Source organism: Sphingobacterium psychroaquaticum, assembly GCF_004421025.1.
GTDB classification, from domain to species: Bacteria; Bacteroidota; Bacteroidia; order Sphingobacteriales; family Sphingobacteriaceae; genus Sphingobacterium; species Sphingobacterium psychroaquaticum.
Window position 1 is genome coordinate 1,059,897 of record NZ_CP038029.1, and the last position, 18,424, is coordinate 1,078,320.

An 18,424-nucleotide genomic window follows, 5' to 3' on the forward strand; every position below is an offset into this window, starting at 1 on the left:
TTAAATCAAGAATTGTTATGTTTTCTAGTTTTATAAGAAGGCCTGTACTATCTATTGTAGTATCCTTGATTATTGTGTTCTTAGGCGTGATTTCATTGGTTAAGCTGCCGATAACGCAGTTCCCGTCCATCTCACCACCTAAGGTCAATGTTAAAGCTGAGTATCCGGGGGCCAATGGAGAGTTAATGATTAAGGCGGTAATTATTCCTTTGGAGCGGGCCTTGAATGGAGTGCCAGGGATGAAATATATTACCTCGGATGCGGGAAATGATGGGGAAGCCACGATTCAGGTTATTTTTAACCTGGGCACGGATCCTAATTTGGCGGCCGTAAATGTGCAAAACAGGGTGTCGGCGGTCATCAATAAACTACCGCCATTGGTGGTTCGTGAAGGGGTGAAGATTACGCGTGAGGAATCGAATATGTTGATGTATATCAACCTCTTCAGTACGGATAAAAATACAGATCAGAAATTTCTGTTCAACTTTGCGGATATCAATATCCTTTCTGAACTGAAACGGGTCGATGGGGTGGGTGTTGCCGATATTCTGGGAAACCGGGAGTATGCCATGCGGATTTGGTTAAAACCAGATCGGATGATGGCCTATAAAATATCAGCCGAGGAGGTGATGAAGGCATTAGATGAGCAGAGCTTGGAAGCTTCGCCAGGAAAGGCTGGAGAGAGTTCGGGTAAGCGTTCGCAGTCTTTTGAGTATGTCTTGAAATACCCGGGACGGTATAATACCCAGGAACAGTATGAAAATATTATCCTTCGCTCAGATCAAAATGGAGAGATTCTTCGGCTAAAGGACGTGGCTAACATCGAATTTGGTAGCTCGCTGTACGATCTTTACTCCAATTTGGATGGTAAACCTTCTGCGGCGATTGTTGTCAAGCAATCATACGGAAGTAATGCAAGCGATGTAATCAAGAATATCAAGACCAAGATGGAGGAGCTGAAGACAGGAACATTTCCCAAAGGAATGGACTATGAAATCAGTTATGATGTGTCTAAGTTTTTGGATGCGTCCATGGAAAAGGTTGTCCACACCTTGGTCGAAGCCTTTGTTTTGGTTGGTATTGTGGTGTTCCTTTTCTTAGGAGACTGGCGATCCACGCTTATTCCTGCCATGGCTGTTCCAGTATCGCTGATTGGTACCTTTACTTTTATGCAGTTTTTTGGAATTACCCTGAATCTGATCTCGCTCTTTGCGCTGGTCATGGCTATTGGTGTCGTGGTGGATGACGCAATCGTCGTTATCGAAGCGGTCCATGCCAAGATGGAGACGAAGCATCTCTCGCCATTGGAAGCGACACAAGAGGCGATGCATGAAATAAGTGGGGCTATCATTGCGATTACGTTGGTCATGGCTGCGGTGTTTATCCCTGTTGCTTTTATGTCGGGACCGGTCGGGATTTTTTATCGACAGTTTTCCATCACGATGGCGACAGCCATTATTCTCTCTGGGGTGGTTGCTTTAACGCTTACTCCGGCACTCTGCGCGATGATCCTTAAAAATAATCACGGTAAGAAGCCTAAAGATACGTGGCTCCAGAAGGGATTGGATAAGTTTAATAATATGTTTACCAAGGGGGCGACTCGGTACGGTAACTTTTTGGTGCGTATCGTTAATCGTCGGATGCTGACGTTCCTGATGCTTGGCGCCTTTTGTGCTGGTGTTTTCTTTTTGAACAACAGTCTTCCAACTGGTTTTATTCCCAATGAAGACCAAGGCATGTTCTATGCGGTTATCCAGACACCGCCAGGATCTACGCTGGAGCGTACCAATCAGATTGCGGAGCGATTGCAGCAAATTGCTGAACATATTGAAGGGGTTAAATCTGTTTCTTCCTTAGCCGGTTACGAGGTACTTACCGAAGGTACCGGAGCGAATAGCGGTACCTGTTTGATTAACCTCAAAGGGTGGGATGAACGGAAGAACTCGGTTCAGGATGTGATTGAAGAGCTGGAAGAAAAATGTCAAGGTATCTCGGGTGCTACCATCGAATTTTTCCAACCTCCAGCAGTGCCGGGCTACGGTGCGGCAGGTGGTTTTGAGTTGCGTTTATTGGATAAAACCGGGACGGGGGATTTCAAAAAGATGGAAACGGTAAGCCACGACTTTGTGAAGGAGCTGAATAAGCGACCTGAATTGTCGTCTGTTTTTACGTTCTATAGCGCGAGTTTTCCGCAATATATGCTGCGTATTGACAACGATATCGCACAACAGAAAGGGGTGACCATAGAAAATGCGATGAACACATTATCCACCTTGGTTGGAAGTAATTATGAAACAAGCTTTATCAAGTTTGACCGCCCCTACAAAGTGATGGTGCAGGCATTGCCGGAATATAGGGCGCTGCCAGAAGATATTCTAAAGCTTTATGTGAAGAACGATAAAGATGAGATGGTGCCGTTTTCTGCTTTCATGAAAATGGAGAAAGTGTATGGATTATCGGAGATTACGCGACACAATATGTATAACTCATCCGAGATTAGTGGAGCGGCAGCGACAGGCTATAGTAGTGGTACAGCGATACAGACTATCGCGCAAGTGGCGAAAGAAAAACTGCCTCGCGGTTTTGGTATTGACTGGGCCGGAATTTCTAAGGATGAAGTCGGTCGCGGAAATGAAGCTTTATATATTTTCTTAATCTGTCTCGGCTTCGTATATCTTATCCTTTCAGCACAATATGAGAGTTTTGTACTGCCGCTGCCTGTGATCTTATCTCTACCAGCAGGTATCTTCGGTGCTTTTATGTTTTTGAAATTACTTGGGTTGGAGAATAACATTTATGCCCAGGTTGCCTTGATTATGCTTATTGGATTATTGGGTAAAAATGCTGTGCTGATCATTGAGTTTGCCGTGCAGAAACATCGAGAGGGGATGAGTGTTTGGGAGTCTGCGATCGAAGGAGCGACGATGCGGTTCCGTCCAATCTTAATGACGTCGTTTGCTTTTATTGCCGGGCTTATTCCATTGGTTATGGCGACTGGGCCGGGTGCTATTGGAAATAGAACCATCGGCACAGCTGCGGCAGGAGGAATGTTGATCGGTACCGTGTTCGGACTTATTATTGTTCCGGGGCTGTATTTTATATTTGGGACGATCGCAGGACGTAACAAATTGGTCAAAAAAGAAGAAGAAAATCCGTTAACTGAAGAAATTGAACATCATGTTTAAGCAAAATATAAGGATATATATCACGATGGTTATCGTGAGTTTCATCGTAGCGAGCTGTAAGGTGCCTGCGATAGTGGAACCGCCAGCAAAACAACAGGTGGTTCCGACGACTTTTGCGCAACAGCAGGATAGTACCAATAGTACGACCATTCCTTGGCGACAATTTTTTACGGACACGTATTTGCAAGCACTGATTGACACGGCTTTGCATAATAATCAGGAGCTCCTCATTACGCTTCAGGAAATAGAAATCGCTAAGAATGAGGTGCAAGTACGGGATGGAAAAATCAGACCTTCAGTTGGTGTAAAAGTAGGTGCCGATGTGGATAAGGTGGGGCGTTACACCAGCCAGGGGGCCGGGGATGCGGCGACAGAAATTGAAGAGGGACGTGAAATGCCAGATCCGTTACAGCATTATGGTGCTAAATTGTACGCAAATTGGGAAGTAGATATTTGGAAGAAATTGCATTATGCTAAAGCTGCTGCGGTGAGTAGATATCTTTCGACAGTCGAAGGTAAAAACTTTGTTTTATCAAATCTCATTGCCGAGGTCGCCAATTCCTACTACGAGTTATTGGCTCTTGATAACCAGTTGGAGGTTGTAAGGCAGTCTATTACGTTGCAGAAGAATGCGCTGGAGGTGGTTAAGATCCAGAAACAAGCGGCACGAGTAACGGAGTTAGCGGTGCAGAAGTTTAGCGCGGAGCTCCTCAAATCGCAAAGCTTGGAGTTTGTAATTAAACAACAAGTAAAGGATGCAGAAAATAAAATCAGTCTGTTGGTTGGTACTTATAAATCGGAAGTTCCACGCGAAAGATCGGCTTTTCTACAAATAGCACCGACGATCGTTCATGAAGGATTACCGGCGCAATTGTTGGCTAATAGACCTGATATTAAACAGGCTGAGTTGGAGTTACAGGCCGCGAAACTGGATGTGAAAGTGGCGAGGGCGGAGTTTTATCCTTCGCTTGACCTTTCAGCGGCTATCGGACTGGAGGCTTTTAAACCGACATATTTTGCCAAACTGCCGGAATCCCTGCTGCTCAATGTAGCTGGAGACTTGGCGGCACCGTTGATAAATAGAAAGGGATTGAAAGCGGAGTTCGCCAGTGCAAATGCGAGACAGCTCCAAGCTTTGTATAACTACGAGCGTGCCATATTACGTGCCTACCTGGAGGTTTCTGGAGACTTATCGAACGTCCGTAACTTGGAGAGTAACTTAGCACTGAAAAATGACCAAGTGGTTGCATTGACTAAGTCAATCGGTGTGGCCAATGATTTGTTTGCTTCGGCACGGGCTGATTATTTGGAGGTTTTAATGACCCAAAGAGATGTATTGGAAGCAAAAATGGAGTTGATTGAAACGAAGAAACAACAGCTCTTGAATGTGACTAATGTGTATCGTGACCTCGGTGGAGGCTGGCAACAATAATAAAAAAAGAAATCCTGAACCTATACGTTCAGGATTTCTTTTTTTACTTCGTAAACTTGGTGCTGCCTTTTGGCGCAAGCATGTAATCAAATGTGTAAAACATCTTTGGCGTTGTTTTGAACCAGAGGTTCGATGTTAGTGCATCTTTATATACACTGATGATTTTGATTTTTGCAAAATCACCATTTGGTAGTTTTACTACGATTGTGCGCGGTGCAACTTTCTTACCTTGTTTTGTGGTTGTTTCGGTCGTCAACGGGTAAACTACGTGCTTCTTTTGTTCGGAACCATCTCCTAGAACAGTTCCCTCAAAATCATATAAATACCAACCTGCTCCTTCTCCGAAAGCGCCTGCCGCGTCTGCTCCGTAAAGGTTTGACCCTGTTTTGAACTGATTGTCAGCTGGAATGTCGATGACATCGTCAAAGGTCTTTTCTATAATAAGAATACCACCTTGACCTTTTGCACCAGCGGCAATATTCGAACTGTTGGACCCATTATTTCCGCCTAAAAAGCTATTATACAAACCTCCAAATGAAACATCCCATCGCGCGGTTTTTATATCAGCAATCGGGTTTTCCTTTGCCGTCCGTAGACTATATAACAAGGTCGGCTTGGCGGCCGTTGGATTGCTGTCGTCCGATTCGGCAGCCAAATTATTTACGCGGGTTTGGGTATAGTATGGCACTGTAGCCACCACTTCCTCCTCTGGAATTTCGGTCGGTTTGTCGTCTTTACTGCACGAAACAAGTGTTAACAGTAGCATGCAGCTTAATCCAGTGACCTTTAATATGGAGGAAGGGTGTGACGTGTTGAAATTCATAGTGTATTTATTTATACCAATTCTAAATAATACAAATTAAGTGATTTTTGTTGAGTCGTGATGGATGCAAAGTGATATTTTTTCTATGCAAAGCGGTTTCCAACATCATTTATTTTGGAATCGGAGTGCTGGAGTATAGGCTAAAACCTTTTTTAAGCGCTTGGGCTTAAGATTTAGTTAAAAACTAATATCAATCGATTGCGTAGTTGGTTTTTTAGCTATCTTTGAGGCCTATTAACATCTCAAACTTAGATATATATGTGCGGAATCGTTGGCTACGTAGGTAGCAATCTAGCTTATCCCATTCTTATTGACGGATTAAAAAAACTGGAGTATCGTGGTTATGATAGTGCAGGTATAGCACTGCATACAGGTGATGGCCTTGCCATCTATAAAAAAGAAGGCAAGGTTGCCGCTTTAGAGAGTTTTGCAGAAGGGCAAAATTTATTATCAACAATCGGTATAGGACACACGCGATGGGCGACGCATGGTGAGCCTTCTGATCGAAATGCGCACCCGCATTATTCTAACTCGGGGAATATCGCAATGATCCATAATGGAATTATTGAAAATTACGCGCAGTTAAAGTCTGAGCTACAGCAGAAAGGTTACACTTTTAAAAGTGACACCGATTCGGAGGTACTCCTTAATTTTATTGAAGATATCAAGGTAAATAACGACTGTTCTTTAGAAGAAGCGGTTCGTATTGCATTAAAGAGAGTTGTGGGAGCGTATGTTATCCTGTTGTTGGATAAGGATTTGCCGGATACCATTATTGCAGCACGTAAGGGGAGTCCACTGGTAATCGGTATCGGTGAAAACGCACATTACCTGGGTTCGGATGCGTCTCCTATGTTAGCCTACACTAAAGAGGTGGTATACATTAACGATTATGAGTTGGCTATTGTAAAGGCCGATGAATTGATTTTAAAAAATATTGGTAATGAGCGGATCACGCCGTTTGTTCAGAAATTGGATTTAGAACTTGCTGCGATCGAAAAAAATGGATTTGATCACTTCATGTTAAAGGAAATTTTCGAACAGCCGCAAACTATTTTCGATTCCTTACGTGGGCGTCTCGATGGGGTGCAACAAACGATTACATTAAGTGGGGTCGATAAGATTGCGGATAAACTAATGGCCGCAAATCGAATTATAATTGTTGCCTGTGGTACGAGCTGGCACGCGGGTTTACTGACTGAATACGTTATTGAGGAGCTATGCCGTATAAATGTAGAGGTAGAATATGCTTCGGAGTTTCGGTACAGAAATCCCATTATTACGGATAAAGATGTGATCATTGCCATCTCGCAGAGTGGAGAAACTGCCGATACTTTGGTCGCAATTGAGACCGCAAAAAAACAAGGTGCTACCATCTTTGGGCTGGTAAATGTTGTGGGATCTTCTATTGCGCGCCTTTCCGATGCTGGTGCATATACACACGCGGGTCCAGAAATTGGTGTAGCCAGTACAAAAGCTTTTACGGCACAATTAGCTGTCCTTTATTTGATCGCATTGAAAGTCGCCAAGGTGAAAAATACGATTACGGACGACCTTTATAGCGTACTGGTAACCGATCTCGCTAAAGTGCCAGAACATGTACAACAAATATTGGAGACGCAGGACCAAAATATTCGAGAGATCGCAGCGAAATATACGGATGCACGCGATTTCTTGTACCTAGGTCGCGGCTACAATTTTCCGATCGCCTTGGAGGGCGCCTTGAAGCTAAAAGAGATTTCTTATATCCATGCAGAAGGATACCCGGCTGCAGAGATGAAACATGGACCTATTGCATTGGTCGATGAACATTTACCGGTCGTTTTTGTCGCAACAAAAGACAGTTACCATGAAAAAATTGTCAGTAATATTCAAGAAATAAAGGCCCGTAAAGGGAAAGTTGTAGCCGTCGTTTCCGAGGGAGACAACACCGTGACGAGTCTGACAGACGATGTGATGGTGGTGCCTTTGGTGCATGAGATTATTGCGCCTATTCTTTCGGTCGTACCGTTGCAGTTGTTGTCTTATTATATTGGTGTAAATAGAGGGTTGGATGTCGATAAGCCACGTAATCTGGCGAAATCTGTTACGGTAGAATAACGCCTATGTCACATGTAGTAAAGCAATCTTTAGCGCGTCTGGGGTATGACTTTGTGCCGGAACCTTATCTGGTCGAAGGGGATGAATATCATCATCGCAACCGGCAATTTAAAGCGGATAGATCCTATCGGCAACTCACCATAGAAGAGATTGAAACGCTGACGACAAATAATAATTATTCCAGCAATTGGGATCATATTTGGGTGACTGATAAATTTATTCCCCGACTGGTTCAAAACAATAAGTTTTACGGTTTTATCCGTATTGGTGATATGGAAGAGGTGTTTCTAGACTATAGAGAGCTCCGTTTGCCATGTGGGATTTATAATTCCACCTTCGTTAGCTGTGATATTGGACATACTGTTGCCATCAGCCATGTTCGTTTTATCTCTCATTTTATCGTGGGGAATGATGTGATCTTGGCGAATGTCAACGAGATGACTACGAGTAATAATGCGAAGTTTGGGAACGGTATTCTAAAGGTAGGGGATGTGGAAGAGCGACGCATACAGTTGGAGTTGTGTAATGAGAACGGAGGTCGCTCGGTTTTGCCGTTTGATGGCATGCAGGCTGGGGATGTATTTCTATGGTCTCGATACCGAGCAGACGACGAGCTGCAAACTCGTTTTCGAGAACTAACCGAGAATAAATATTCGATTGAACGGGGATTTTATAGTACAATTGGAGATCGCTGTGTGATCAAGAATACACAGACAATAAAGGATGTGAAAATTGGCACAGATGCCTATATAAAAGGTGTAAATAAGCTTAAAAATCTAACAATTAATTCCTCACAAGAGGCTTTTACGCAGATTGGTGAAGGCTGTGAACTCGTTAATGGCATTATTGGATATGGTTGCCGAATTTTCTATGGCGTGAAAGCGGTGCGTTTTGTGTTGTCCTCGTTCTCGCAGTTGAAATATGGTGCGCGACTTATCAACTCTTTCTTAGGCGATAACTCGACCATCTCTTGTTGTGAAGTATTGAACTCCTTGATTTTTCCTGCCCATGAACAGCACCATAACAACTCTTTTCTTTGTGCTGCATTGGTGAAGGGACAAAGTAATATGGCTGCCGGAGCGACCGTTGGATCCAATCACAACTCGCGTGCTGCCGATGGAGAGATTATAGCAGGACGTGGCTTCTGGCCAGGACTGTGCGTCAGTCTAAAACATAATTCACGTTTTGCATCATACAGCTTAATTGTTAAAGGAGACTTTCTTCACGAGTTAGATGTGAAGTTCCCCTTCTGTTTGATTAGCAATGAGGTCGATACGAATAGACTTGTGGTTCTTCCTGGCTACTGGTTTATGTACAATATGTATGCGTTAATGCGTAACACATCCAAGTTTATGGCGCGTGATAAACGTCGCTTTAAAAACCAACATATTGAGTATGACATCCTGGCGCCGGATACCATAAATGAAATGTTTGTCGCCTTATCGGAAATTGAAAAGGCGGTAGGGAAGACGATGGGCAAAGGTGCAGATATGACTTCGGAACAAACCTTCGGCAGGCAGCTCTTAACCAACGAACAGCCCTGGCCAAAGCAGGATGTTTTTTTGGAGAATGTGGAATATTCTAAGCGAAAAGTTGTTCTAGCAAAGCCGTATGAGGCATATAACCTATATAAACGCATGATTCGGTATTACGGGGCAATGCAGGTTTTTTCTTTTCTGGAACAACACGATTGGTCATCGTTTCAAGCGCAAGTAGCACACTTACCTCCGCGCTTTGAGGTGGAAAATATTGGGGGACAGCTTTTTCGGTTGGATCGTTTAGCACACCTCTTGGATGGGATTCGTACGGGTCGGTATAATAGTTGGGAGGAAGTTCATGCGTACTATCACCAATGTAGCGCAGACTATCCATTGGATAAATTTTTGCACGGTGTAGCCGCTCTGGTAGAAATTACAGATAGACCCATAGAAACATGGGACAAAAATTTTGTGTCTGCCTTATTAGAAGAAGCACGTGAAACCAAACGGTGGATATTCCATGAAATCGTAAATTCTAGGCATAAGGACTATGAAAATCCGTATAAACAAATGGTTTATGACTCCTATGAAGAAATGGAGGCGGTGATTGGAAAATTTGAAGACAATGATTTTATCAACAAGGAAACGATAGCCCTGGAGGCCTTTGAAGTTAGCCTTGATAATCTTATAGCAAAGCTTTAGGGGAACCCCTAAAGCTTTATTTTTGAAATCTTATATGGTTTCTTACAGGCTTTATGCGCTGCTTGTTTAGCGATTTTCGCTTGTAAGTCCGTTACTTTTTCGGGTTTGTAAGGGTTTTTACGAACATCTTCCTTAAAGAGTTTTTCATACCATGTGCAGGCTGCGGTAAAACGACCGTAATCGAGCTGTAAATGATAGCCATCTCGGGTATAGTTGTCGCCAATGCTGCTTGTCCGCGCATTTTGTACAGCGGTGCCTGCCGGGATGATGTAGGTAAAGTAACCTGTTTTCCAAACTTTTTTCGCGGCATCAACAATACCGTTAAACATCGTTAGTTGATTTTGGTTGTAATGCTTAAAGCCATCGTGTTTGGAATCTTGCTGATAAGCCCATGTTTGATGGTAAACGAATTGGGTTTGTGGCGATACGCGTTTACGAACATAGTCAACCAATTCAGGTAGGCTTTTACTAATAACATCATATTTTCCAGACATTGGACTTGCTTGCTGAAAGCTGATATAATCCCAATTTTCTTCAGCAAGAGCCGTAGCAATACTCACATCCTTGGTGACCGTCTTTTTACCATCTAAAGATATTTTGCGATAGTTGTAGGTAGATGCATCCTTATTGATGTTTTTGACATGCAGTTCTAGAGACGCTCCTGCGATATACAGGTTTCCAATGATCATTTTTTTGTTTGTTGCAGCAGCAAGTTCATGCAAATAATTTTCGATGCCGTCTTCTGAAAAGCTATTGCCGATCGCTAGTAGTTTTATAACATCGTCATCGTGGGGAGGGGTGTGGTTCTCCTGCGCAAAAATCAATTGCGAAAAGGCGAACATTCCGAGTAGGAAGGTAAATAATCTTTTCATGTTTTAAATAAGTGAATAGCTAGGTCACGAATATAGCCAAAGCCGAGAAGTTATAGAAGCTTGAATGTAAACATTTTGTATTTTGATGTCATAAATGTGCCTTAACAATGGTATTTTTGAGGAACAATGGCGTATAAATTTGTAGATAACTACCGAGAAAAAGGAGCAAGAAAACAGCTTGTCAAACATTTAGAAAAACGAGGAATTGAAGATAAGCGCGTGCTCCAAGCCATAGGTAAGGTGCCACGTCACTTCTTTTTTGACGAAACTTTTTGGAATCAGGCATATCGGGATATTGCTTTCCCTATAGGAGACGGACAAACGATCTCTCAGCCGTATACCGTTGCATACCAATCCGAATTATTGCATGTTAAAAAAGGGGATAAAGTATTGGAAATAGGTACGGGGTCGGGATATCAAACCTGTGTTTTGATGGAGCTTGGTGCAGAGGTTTTTACGATTGAACGCCAGGAGGCACTATACCAACGAACCATCCAAGTACTTCCGTATATGGGATATAAACCGCATTTCTTTTTGGGAGATGGCTCCAAAGGTATTGCTCAACATGCGCCTTACGACAAAATTATTGTGACGGCTGGTGCACCTTTTGTGCCAGAAATTATGCTCAAGCAGTTGCGCCTGGGGGGCTTGCTTGTGATACCGGTAGGGGATGAGAAATCACAAAAGATGGTCACGATCCTTCGGGTGGGCGAAAACGATTTTGAACGTATCGAATTGGACACCTTTAGATTTGTACCTCTTGTAGGTGATCAAGCCTGGTAAATACCGCTCGTATTTTGCGTTTAAGACAAATTTATCTAAGTTTAACGCATGATTTACGAAACCTATAAAAAGCATATTGAGGAGGCAACTGTTACGATACAACAGCTGGATCGCGCTATTAATAAAAATAGCCTAGCTCGACTGTTCGTTATTCTCGTGGGCGGCGGATTGCTGTTCTATAGTTTTCAAACAACGAGTATTCTACTCGTCTGTGGTTTAACGCTTTTGATTGTTTTGGTGTTTGCTTTTTTAATAAAGCGACAAAGTCGATTGGAGAAGGAACGGGACAATCAACAAGCCTTCTTACGTGTGAATGTCAATGAGATGGAGCTGCGTGATCATCGCAAAACGATGTACGATGAGGGGGGAGATTTTGAAAATGGTAAACACCCCTATAGTTCTGATCTCGATATTTTTGGTTCTTTTTCACTTTTTACGTTACTGAATCGATGTGCGACCAAGCTGGGTGTAGCACGGTTGAGTAATTGGCTTGCACAGGCGGGAACAAAGAAGGAAATTTTGGAGCGACAGGAGGCTAGTTCGGAACTGGCGGAAGATATTACGTGGAGCCAAAATTTTCAGTCTAAACTATTGTTTAATCTCTCGCAACGCATCGAAGTAAAATCATTTCTTTCGCGCTACTTTAAGGATTCTTCGCTCTCTTTTGGAAATAAGTTCATGCACGTTTATGTTCTTGTTGCGCCTTTTGTGTTATTAATCGGGATACTGTTTTCTGTTTTTGTTTCTCCGATATGGCCCTATATAGGTGGACTGGCGCTGATACATCTTTTTTGGACGCTGGGAATGGCCGGTAAAGTGAGCTTGTTTTCGAGTAAGATTGATAAGGTGGGACAGATGTTAGGCGCTTACGCAGAAGGAATAGAGATGGTGGAAGACCGTAAATTTTTAGCACAGAGAAATATTGAACTTCAACAAATATTGATGCTTGATAATCAAAAGCTGTCTGTTGCATTTCGGGAATTATCGTCGCTAATTAATAACCTAGATGCACGAAATAACATGTTGGTCGGGGCTCTCCTTAATATGTTTATGCTTTGGGACTTTAAATATGTTTTAAAGATCGTACGATGGAAATCGCAATACGAGGAACGTATTTTGGTTGCTTTTGATGTTGTTGCGGAGTTCGAGGCCCTCAATGCATTGGCGGTATTAAAGCGGAATAACCCAACTTGGGTCGTCCCTACAGTGTTAGATGATCCTCTCTCCGATAAAATCCACACGAAGCAGATAAATCATCCGCTCATTGCTGCGGGGCATGCTGTGGCAAACGATTATACGAATGAAGGACATCGCATTGCGTTGATTACGGGATCTAATATGGCCGGAAAGAGTACTTTTTTGCGGACTATTGGTATCAATGCGGTATTAGCATACACGGGAGCCGTTGTTTGTGCGGCTGAATTTAGCTTGCCGATTTATAACCTCATTAGTTACATGCGTATCAAAGATTCGCTGAATGAAAGTACCTCGACCTTTAAAGCAGAGTTGGATCGAATGAAGTTTATCCTGGAAACTGTGGCGGAACACAAAGATAGTTTCTTCTTAATTGATGAAATGTTGAGAGGGACTAATTCGGTGGATAAATATTTGGGTTCCAGAGCTATTATAAAAAATCTTATCGCAGAAGATGGAAAGGGGATGGTGGCAACACATGACCTTCAATTATCCACTTTGGCAGAAGAATATCCAACGGCTGTGCAGAATTTTCATTTTGATATTCAAGTGGTGGATGGAGAAATGTTATTTGACTATAAGCTGAAAGATGGAAAATGTACCGTATTCAATGCATCCATCCTTTTAAAAGGAATTGGCGTCGATGTTGAAAAGGCGGAAAATTCGTAACTTTGCCAAAAATATTCAAAAATGACAATTGAGGAGCGAATAAATACGTCTGAAACACGTGTTTTTACTACAGTATTTCCATTTCTTACCAATCATCACGATACGCTTTTTGGTGGTAAAGCGATGGCTATTATGGATGAGGTATCTTTTATGGCTGCCACGCGTTTTTGCCGCAAGCGATTGGTGACCGTGTCGAGTGATAAGATCAATTTTGAAAAAGCGATTCCTTCGGGAAGTATTATTGAGGCTGTAGCGCGTGTGGAGAGTGTGGGGCGCACCAGCTTAAAGGTAAAGGTAGAAATCTATCTGGAAAAAATGTATGAGGATGGACGTGAGTTGGCTATTCAAGGGATGTTTACCTTTGTAGCCCTTGACGAAAATAAAACACCTATCCCTGTATTAAGCGATCTGGATGTTGCTTAATAAACGAAGATGAGAAGAATTGGCTAAGCGTTGCGCTGTACCGGAGCAAGATCAGCCAATTCTTCTTCTGTAAACATGCGGTAGTGTACCTTGAAGGTCTTACCGAGCGGTGTTTCTAAGGAGAAGCCTCCCGGCCCAAAGCCGTCCAGAACATCGAGCGTAAAATGTGCATGTTGCCAATACTCGAACAAGTCGCGATCTACCCAAAATTCAAAACCTTCGGCTAAGCCTATACAGGCATCGTTCATCCGAGGGAAAAATGTGCCCTTTTCAAAACATTGCGGTTGCGTTCCTTCGCAACAGCCACCGGCTTGGTAAAACATAAGGTCGCCATGTTTTGTTACCAATTCTTGGATAAGTGCTTTTGCTTTATCCGTTACTGCAAGTCGTTCAGTCATTTTTTTCCTTTCCTTACTCTGTGAAAGAACCGTTTCACCCCGGCCTTACAGGGGAGCCATCGCGGCGGCTATGGGCGTGGGATGAAACCGTATTCTTTTTTTACTTAGTACGTGTTTGTTAGGCCATATCTAAAACCATACGCCCTTCAATTTGTCCTTTCTTCATGCGGTCTAGAACCTCATTGATGTCGCCTAGTTTGGCTGAAGTAACATTTGCTTTTACTTTACCTTCATTGGCAAAGGCTATGGCCTCTTGTAGATCTTTTCGTGTTCCCACAATCGAACCGCGAACCGTAATGCGTTTTAATACAGTTTCGAAAATCGGTAAATCAAAGCTGCCCGGAGGAAGTCCATTTAGGGCTATAGTTCCCTTGCGACGAAGAACGTCAATACCTTGTTTGAATGCGATAGGCGAGACGGCAGTAATAAGGGCACCATGCATTCCGCCAACTTCTTTCTGTAAGAACTGTCCGGGGTCTACATTACGGGCATTTACGGTTAAATCTGCTCCTAAGCGTTTCGCCAATTCAAGCTTGTCGTCCGCTATATCGATCGCTGCGACATGCATACCCATGGCTTTGGCATATTGAACGGCAACATGACCTAAGCCACCGATCCCGGAAATTGCAACCCATTCACCAGGTTTGGTTTCGGTTTCCTTCAATCCTTTGTATACTGTGACACCTGCACAGAGGATCGGGGCCATCTCTAAAAAGTTTACATTACTCGGTAAGTGTCCTACATAACGGGCATCAGCCAAAACGTATTCGGCAAAACCACCGTCTACACTGTAACCACCGTTTTGTTGACTTTCACACAGTGTTTCCCAGCCGGTAATACAATGCTCACAGCCGCCACAGGCGCTGTATAACCAAGGTACGCCAACGGCATCGCCTTCTTTGACATTGGTTACGCCTTCGCCAACAGCTGCGACATATCCTACAGCTTCGTGTCCCGGTATCAACGGCATTTTTGGTTTAACGGGCCAGTCGCCGTCGATCGCATGTAGATCGGTATGACAGACCCCGCTGGCAATTACTTTTACAAGAATCTGATTTCTTCCAGGTCGTTTTACCTCGACCTCTTCAATGTTTAGCGGTTGTCCGAAATGACGAACAACGGCAGCTTGCATGGTTTTAGGAATCATAATGATGTTTTACATGATTAAAGGTAGGAATGAACCACTGCGGCCTTCCTCGTAATACGATCAACGGGCAGTGGTTCATTGCTTTAAATGGAATTAAAAGAATCCGAGTTTTTGTTTGCTATATGATACGAGCATGTTTTTTGTCTGACGGTAATGATCCAACATCATTTTGTGATTCTCTCGCCCTATTCCAGATTGTTTGTAACCACCAAATGGAGCGCCTGCAGGGTAAGAGTGGTACTGGTTCACCCACACACGTCCGGCTTGTATGGCGCGCGGAATCTGATACAGTTGATGTGCATCGCGGGTCCATACACCGGCTCCTAATCCATACATCGTATCATTGGCAATCGCGATGGCTTCCGCCTCATCTTTGAAAGTGGTCACCGCTAAGACAGGACCAAAAATCTCCTCTTGGAAAATACGCATTTTGTTTGTGCCCTTAAATAAGGTTGGCTTAATGTAGTAGCCTGCTTCAAGACCGTCACCCAATACGTTTTCATCACCTCCTGTTAATACCTCAGCGCCTTCTTCTTTTCCTAATTTAATATAAGACATGATCTTGTCTTTCTGGATTTTCGATGCCTGTGCCCCCATCATGGTTGTTGGATCTAATGGGTCACCTACTTTTATTTTGTTGACACGGTCTATGACTTTAGCAATAAATCGATCATATATATCTTCCTGAATCAGTAGGCGAGAGGGACAAGTACAGATCTCACCTTGATTCAATGCAAAGAGAACAGCTCCTTCGATGGCTTTATCCAGAAAGTCATCATCATGATCCATCACCGAACTAAAGAAAAGATTGGGTGATTTACCACCTAGTTCTAAGGTTACAGGTATGATGTTCTCTGTTGCATATTGCATAACCATACGTCCTGTTGCAGTTGATCCCGTAAAGGCGGCTTTGGAAACTTTAGGGTTGGTTACCAACGTGCGGCCCAGTTCGGAGCCAAAGCCATTCACAACGTTGATCACCCCCGCAGGGATCAGGTCGCCAATCAGTTCCATAAGGACGAGGATAGAAGTAGGCGTGCTCTCTGCAGGCTTCAGTACCACACAGTTTCCTGCAGCCAGCGCTGGAGCAAGCTTCCAAACGGCCATGAGAATAGGGAAATTCCATGGAATAATTTGTGCGATAACACCGATTGGTTCGTGTACAATAATGGATACGGTATCCTTGTCTAGTTCGTTGATGGATCCCTCTTCCGCGCGGATAACACTCGCAAAATAACGAAAGTGATCAATAGCTAACGGAATGTCTGCGTTTAAAGTCTCTCGCACAGCCTTTCCATTGTCAATCGTTTCAACAGCGGCGATATATTCTAAGTTTTCTTCGATCCGATCCGCAATGCGGTTTAACATGATACTCCGTTCGGTGGGTGAAGTTTTACTGAAACTTTCAAAAGCTTTGCTGGCGGTGTCTACGGCAAGCTCGATATCTTCTTTGGTGGAGTGTGCGGCTTGTGTGAACACTTTGCCATCAACAGGGGATATATTGTCGAAATATTTACCATGGATAGGAGCGACAAATTTGCCGCCAATGTAATTGTCATAACGTTCTTTGAACGTTGGTTTTTTAATCGTACTCATGATCACTTAATTTTAAACGGGTTTATAACTAAAACAAAGCTAGGTGGCTAGTTGTTTTTTCTGTAGCATTTTTGTGCCAATGGATAGCATTATTTTGCTACCTTTAGGTAAATCGTTAATCAATATACTCGTATTAGTACAGGAGGGACCATGTCACAGAACCATTTACTGCAGCAGCTGCCGTTATCCACAAAAGGGGAACTGGATCGACTCGTTGAAAATAAACGTGCATTTACGCTACGGAATTTTGAATTGAATATTTTTGAAACGTACGAAGCAAGTGAGCAGATACCACTACAATTTAATGATTTGGTGATTATAAATATGCTCAAGGGAAAGAAAGTGATGCATCTGCAGGATAAGGTTTCTTTTGATTACCATCCCGGTGAGACCTTGTTGCTACCCGAGTATACACCAATGCGTATTGATTTTCCAGAGGCGCAACTGGCTGCCCCGACACAGTGTACGGCGATTTCAATCGGCGCAGATAAGATCGGGGAAGTGGTACAATATTTAAATGAATTTTATCCAAAGAAGAGTGAACGTTCGGCGTGGTCGTTTCAATTGGACAAGTTTCACTTTAGTAATAACGATGAGTTGGTACGACTGACCAATCGATTATTTCAGGTTAGTTTAAGTACGGATATCCATAAAGAGGCTTTGGCGGATTTAGTGTTAAAGGAACTTATGATCCGTATTATGCAGACGCAGGGGTTACTGGTACTCGATACGGATACGAAAAATAACAGTACACCTTTTACATACCTGAAAAGCTATATACGTCAAAATATCGGAGAAAAAATATCGCTGGATACCTTGGCCGCGGAAGCGGGGATGAGTAAAAGTGCGTTGTCCAGGGCGTTTAAGACCGAATTAGGGGTTAGCCCGGTCGAGTATGTTATTCGGGAACGGATTGCTTACGCGAAACAGGTTCTACAGCAATCGAAAAGTGTAAAAATAGCCTGCTTTTCGGCAGGCTTTTCAGATATCAATTATTTTGTTCGTTTATTTAAACAACGAGAGGGAATTACACCTGGACGGTACATAATGATGTTCTAAGTGGTTTATCGCTTCATAGCACGATCCAATTCACGTTTGCTTTCTCGTTCCTTAATGGTGTCGCGTTTATCGAAATCTTTTTTACCTTGGGCGAGCGCTATCTCTACTTTAGCAAAGCCTCTCTCATTAATAAAAATACGTAAAGGCACGATCGTAAAACCTTTCTCTTCGCCTTTATCTTTCAATTTTTTTAACTCTTTCTTCGTAAGTAATAATTTACGGTCTCGTTTTGCTTCGTGGTTATAAAATGAGCCAAAGGAATATTCTGCGATATGCATATTCCGGAGATATAGACCATCTTCAAAAAAAGCACAGAAGCTGTCGTTAATGTTCGCTTTACCTTCCCGAATAGATTTTATTTCCGTACCTAACAAGCTGATTCCCGCGACATAACGGTCTAAGAGATGATACTCAAAAGAAGCGCTTTTATTTTTTATATTTACGTTTGCTGCAATTGCCATTTTTAATTGTTGAACCACAAAAATAACTATTTTGTGATTTTATAGAACTTTTAATCATAAACTATTGCGAATATCTTAACAATAATTTAATTTTATGATATT

General features: G+C 42.9%; 14 protein-coding genes. 8 read left to right on the forward strand and 6 right to left on the reverse strand.

The features are described from left to right. Window positions 1-17 precede the first annotated feature (17 nt). Both E2P86_RS04430 and E2P86_RS04435 read left to right on the forward strand, forming a co-directional pair. A complete protein-coding gene (locus E2P86_RS04430; protein ID WP_134431102.1) occupies window positions 18-3,185 on the forward strand; it encodes an efflux RND transporter permease subunit in 3,168 nt (1,055 codons plus the stop codon). Then, window positions 3,178-4,617, forward strand: coding sequence for a TolC family protein (locus tag E2P86_RS04435; protein ID WP_134431105.1), 1,440 nt, complete (start codon window positions 3,178-3,180; stop codon window positions 4,615-4,617). The genes E2P86_RS04430 and E2P86_RS04435 overlap by 8 nt, the downstream gene beginning before the upstream one ends. 43 nt (window positions 4,618-4,660) lie before the next feature. Here E2P86_RS04435 and E2P86_RS04440 read toward each other — a convergent pair whose 3' ends face one another. Further along, window positions 4,661-5,440: a hypothetical protein gene (locus tag E2P86_RS04440; RefSeq protein WP_134431108.1), complete on the reverse strand. Its 780-nt coding sequence runs from the start codon at window positions 5,438-5,440 to the stop codon at window positions 4,661-4,663. A gap of 258 nt (window positions 5,441-5,698) precedes the next feature. Between E2P86_RS04440 and glmS the strand changes: the two genes are divergently transcribed. Then, window positions 5,699-7,540: a glutamine--fructose-6-phosphate transaminase (isomerizing) gene (gene glmS, locus E2P86_RS04445; RefSeq protein ID WP_134431110.1), complete on the forward strand. Its 1,842-nt coding sequence runs from the start codon at window positions 5,699-5,701 to the stop codon at window positions 7,538-7,540. A 5-nt stretch (window positions 7,541-7,545) separates the two neighbouring features. Continuing rightward, window positions 7,546-9,720, forward strand: coding sequence for a DUF4954 family protein (locus tag E2P86_RS04450; protein WP_134431113.1), 2,175 nt, complete (start codon window positions 7,546-7,548; stop codon window positions 9,718-9,720). 8 nt (window positions 9,721-9,728) lie between these two features. Here the strand turns inward: E2P86_RS04450 and E2P86_RS04455 are convergent, their stop codons facing one another. Then, on the reverse strand, window positions 9,729-10,592 hold the full coding sequence (locus E2P86_RS04455) for a DUF4886 domain-containing protein (protein WP_134431116.1): 864 nt from the start codon (window positions 10,590-10,592) through the stop codon (window positions 9,729-9,731). A 126-nt stretch (window positions 10,593-10,718) separates the two neighbouring features. Here E2P86_RS04455 and E2P86_RS04460 point away from each other — a divergent pair, with 126 nt between their 5' ends. The 3 genes from E2P86_RS04460 to E2P86_RS04470 are packed head-to-tail and all read left to right on the forward strand — an operon-like array spanning window position 10,719 to window position 13,661. Then, a complete protein-coding gene (locus E2P86_RS04460; RefSeq protein WP_085474457.1) occupies window positions 10,719-11,375 on the forward strand; it encodes a protein-L-isoaspartate(D-aspartate) O-methyltransferase in 657 nt (218 codons plus the stop codon). A gap of 48 nt (window positions 11,376-11,423) precedes the next feature. Further along, window positions 11,424-13,238: a MutS-related protein gene (locus E2P86_RS04465; protein WP_134431119.1), complete on the forward strand. Its 1,815-nt coding sequence runs from the start codon at window positions 11,424-11,426 to the stop codon at window positions 13,236-13,238. A gap of 21 nt (window positions 13,239-13,259) precedes the next feature. Next, window positions 13,260-13,661: an acyl-CoA thioesterase gene (locus tag E2P86_RS04470; protein WP_085474455.1), complete on the forward strand. Its 402-nt coding sequence runs from the start codon at window positions 13,260-13,262 to the stop codon at window positions 13,659-13,661. A 23-nt stretch (window positions 13,662-13,684) separates the two neighbouring features. Here E2P86_RS04470 and E2P86_RS04475 read toward each other — a convergent pair whose 3' ends face one another. From E2P86_RS04475 to E2P86_RS04485, 3 genes are all read right to left on the reverse strand, one after another. Beyond that, entirely contained in the window at window positions 13,685-14,059 is a 375-nt protein-coding gene (locus E2P86_RS04475) for a DUF779 domain-containing protein (RefSeq protein WP_085474454.1), read from the reverse strand. Window positions 14,060-14,177: 118 nt separating this feature from the next. Continuing rightward, complete coding sequence (gene adhP / locus E2P86_RS04480) at window positions 14,178-15,206, reverse strand: alcohol dehydrogenase AdhP (protein WP_085474453.1); 1,029 nt, start codon at window positions 15,204-15,206, stop codon at window positions 14,178-14,180. Between the two features lie 93 nt (window positions 15,207-15,299). Further along, entirely contained in the window at window positions 15,300-16,802 is a 1,503-nt protein-coding gene (locus E2P86_RS04485) for an aldehyde dehydrogenase family protein (RefSeq protein WP_085474452.1), read from the reverse strand. A 150-nt stretch (window positions 16,803-16,952) separates the two neighbouring features. Between E2P86_RS04485 and E2P86_RS04490 the strand changes: the two genes are divergently transcribed. Next, entirely contained in the window at window positions 16,953-17,861 is a 909-nt protein-coding gene (locus E2P86_RS04490; protein ID WP_134431121.1) for an AraC family transcriptional regulator, read from the forward strand. Between the two features lie 5 nt (window positions 17,862-17,866). Here the strand turns inward: E2P86_RS04490 and smpB are convergent, their stop codons facing one another. Beyond that, a complete protein-coding gene (gene smpB / locus E2P86_RS04495; RefSeq protein ID WP_085474450.1) occupies window positions 17,867-18,322 on the reverse strand; it encodes an SsrA-binding protein SmpB in 456 nt (151 codons plus the stop codon). Window positions 18,323-18,424 lie beyond the last annotated feature (102 nt).

Coding starts and splice junctions, on each gene's coding strand:
- E2P86_RS04430 (WP_134431102.1), top strand. CDS start 18: ATGTTTTCTAGTTTTATAAGAAGGCCTGTACTATCTATTGTAGTATCC.
- E2P86_RS04435 (WP_134431105.1), top strand. CDS start 3,178: ATGTTTAAGCAAAATATAAGGATATATATCACGATGGTTATCGTGAGT.
- E2P86_RS04440 (WP_134431108.1), bottom strand. CDS start 5,440: ATGAATTTCAACACGTCACACCCTTCCTCCATATTAAAGGTCACTGGA.
- glmS (WP_134431110.1), top strand. CDS start 5,699: ATGTGCGGAATCGTTGGCTACGTAGGTAGCAATCTAGCTTATCCCATT.
- E2P86_RS04450 (WP_134431113.1), top strand. CDS start 7,546: ATGTCACATGTAGTAAAGCAATCTTTAGCGCGTCTGGGGTATGACTTT.
- E2P86_RS04455 (WP_134431116.1), bottom strand. CDS start 10,592: ATGAAAAGATTATTTACCTTCCTACTCGGAATGTTCGCCTTTTCGCAA.
- E2P86_RS04460 (WP_085474457.1), top strand. CDS start 10,719: ATGGCGTATAAATTTGTAGATAACTACCGAGAAAAAGGAGCAAGAAAA.
- E2P86_RS04465 (WP_134431119.1), top strand. CDS start 11,424: ATGATTTACGAAACCTATAAAAAGCATATTGAGGAGGCAACTGTTACG.
- E2P86_RS04470 (WP_085474455.1), top strand. CDS start 13,260: ATGACAATTGAGGAGCGAATAAATACGTCTGAAACACGTGTTTTTACT.
- E2P86_RS04475 (WP_085474454.1), bottom strand. CDS start 14,059: ATGACTGAACGACTTGCAGTAACGGATAAAGCAAAAGCACTTATCCAA.
- adhP (WP_085474453.1), bottom strand. CDS start 15,206: ATGATTCCTAAAACCATGCAAGCTGCCGTTGTTCGTCATTTCGGACAA.
- E2P86_RS04485 (WP_085474452.1), bottom strand. CDS start 16,802: ATGAGTACGATTAAAAAACCAACGTTCAAAGAACGTTATGACAATTAC.
- E2P86_RS04490 (WP_134431121.1), top strand. CDS start 16,953: ATGTCACAGAACCATTTACTGCAGCAGCTGCCGTTATCCACAAAAGGG.
- smpB (WP_085474450.1), bottom strand. CDS start 18,322: ATGGCAATTGCAGCAAACGTAAATATAAAAAATAAAAGCGCTTCTTTT.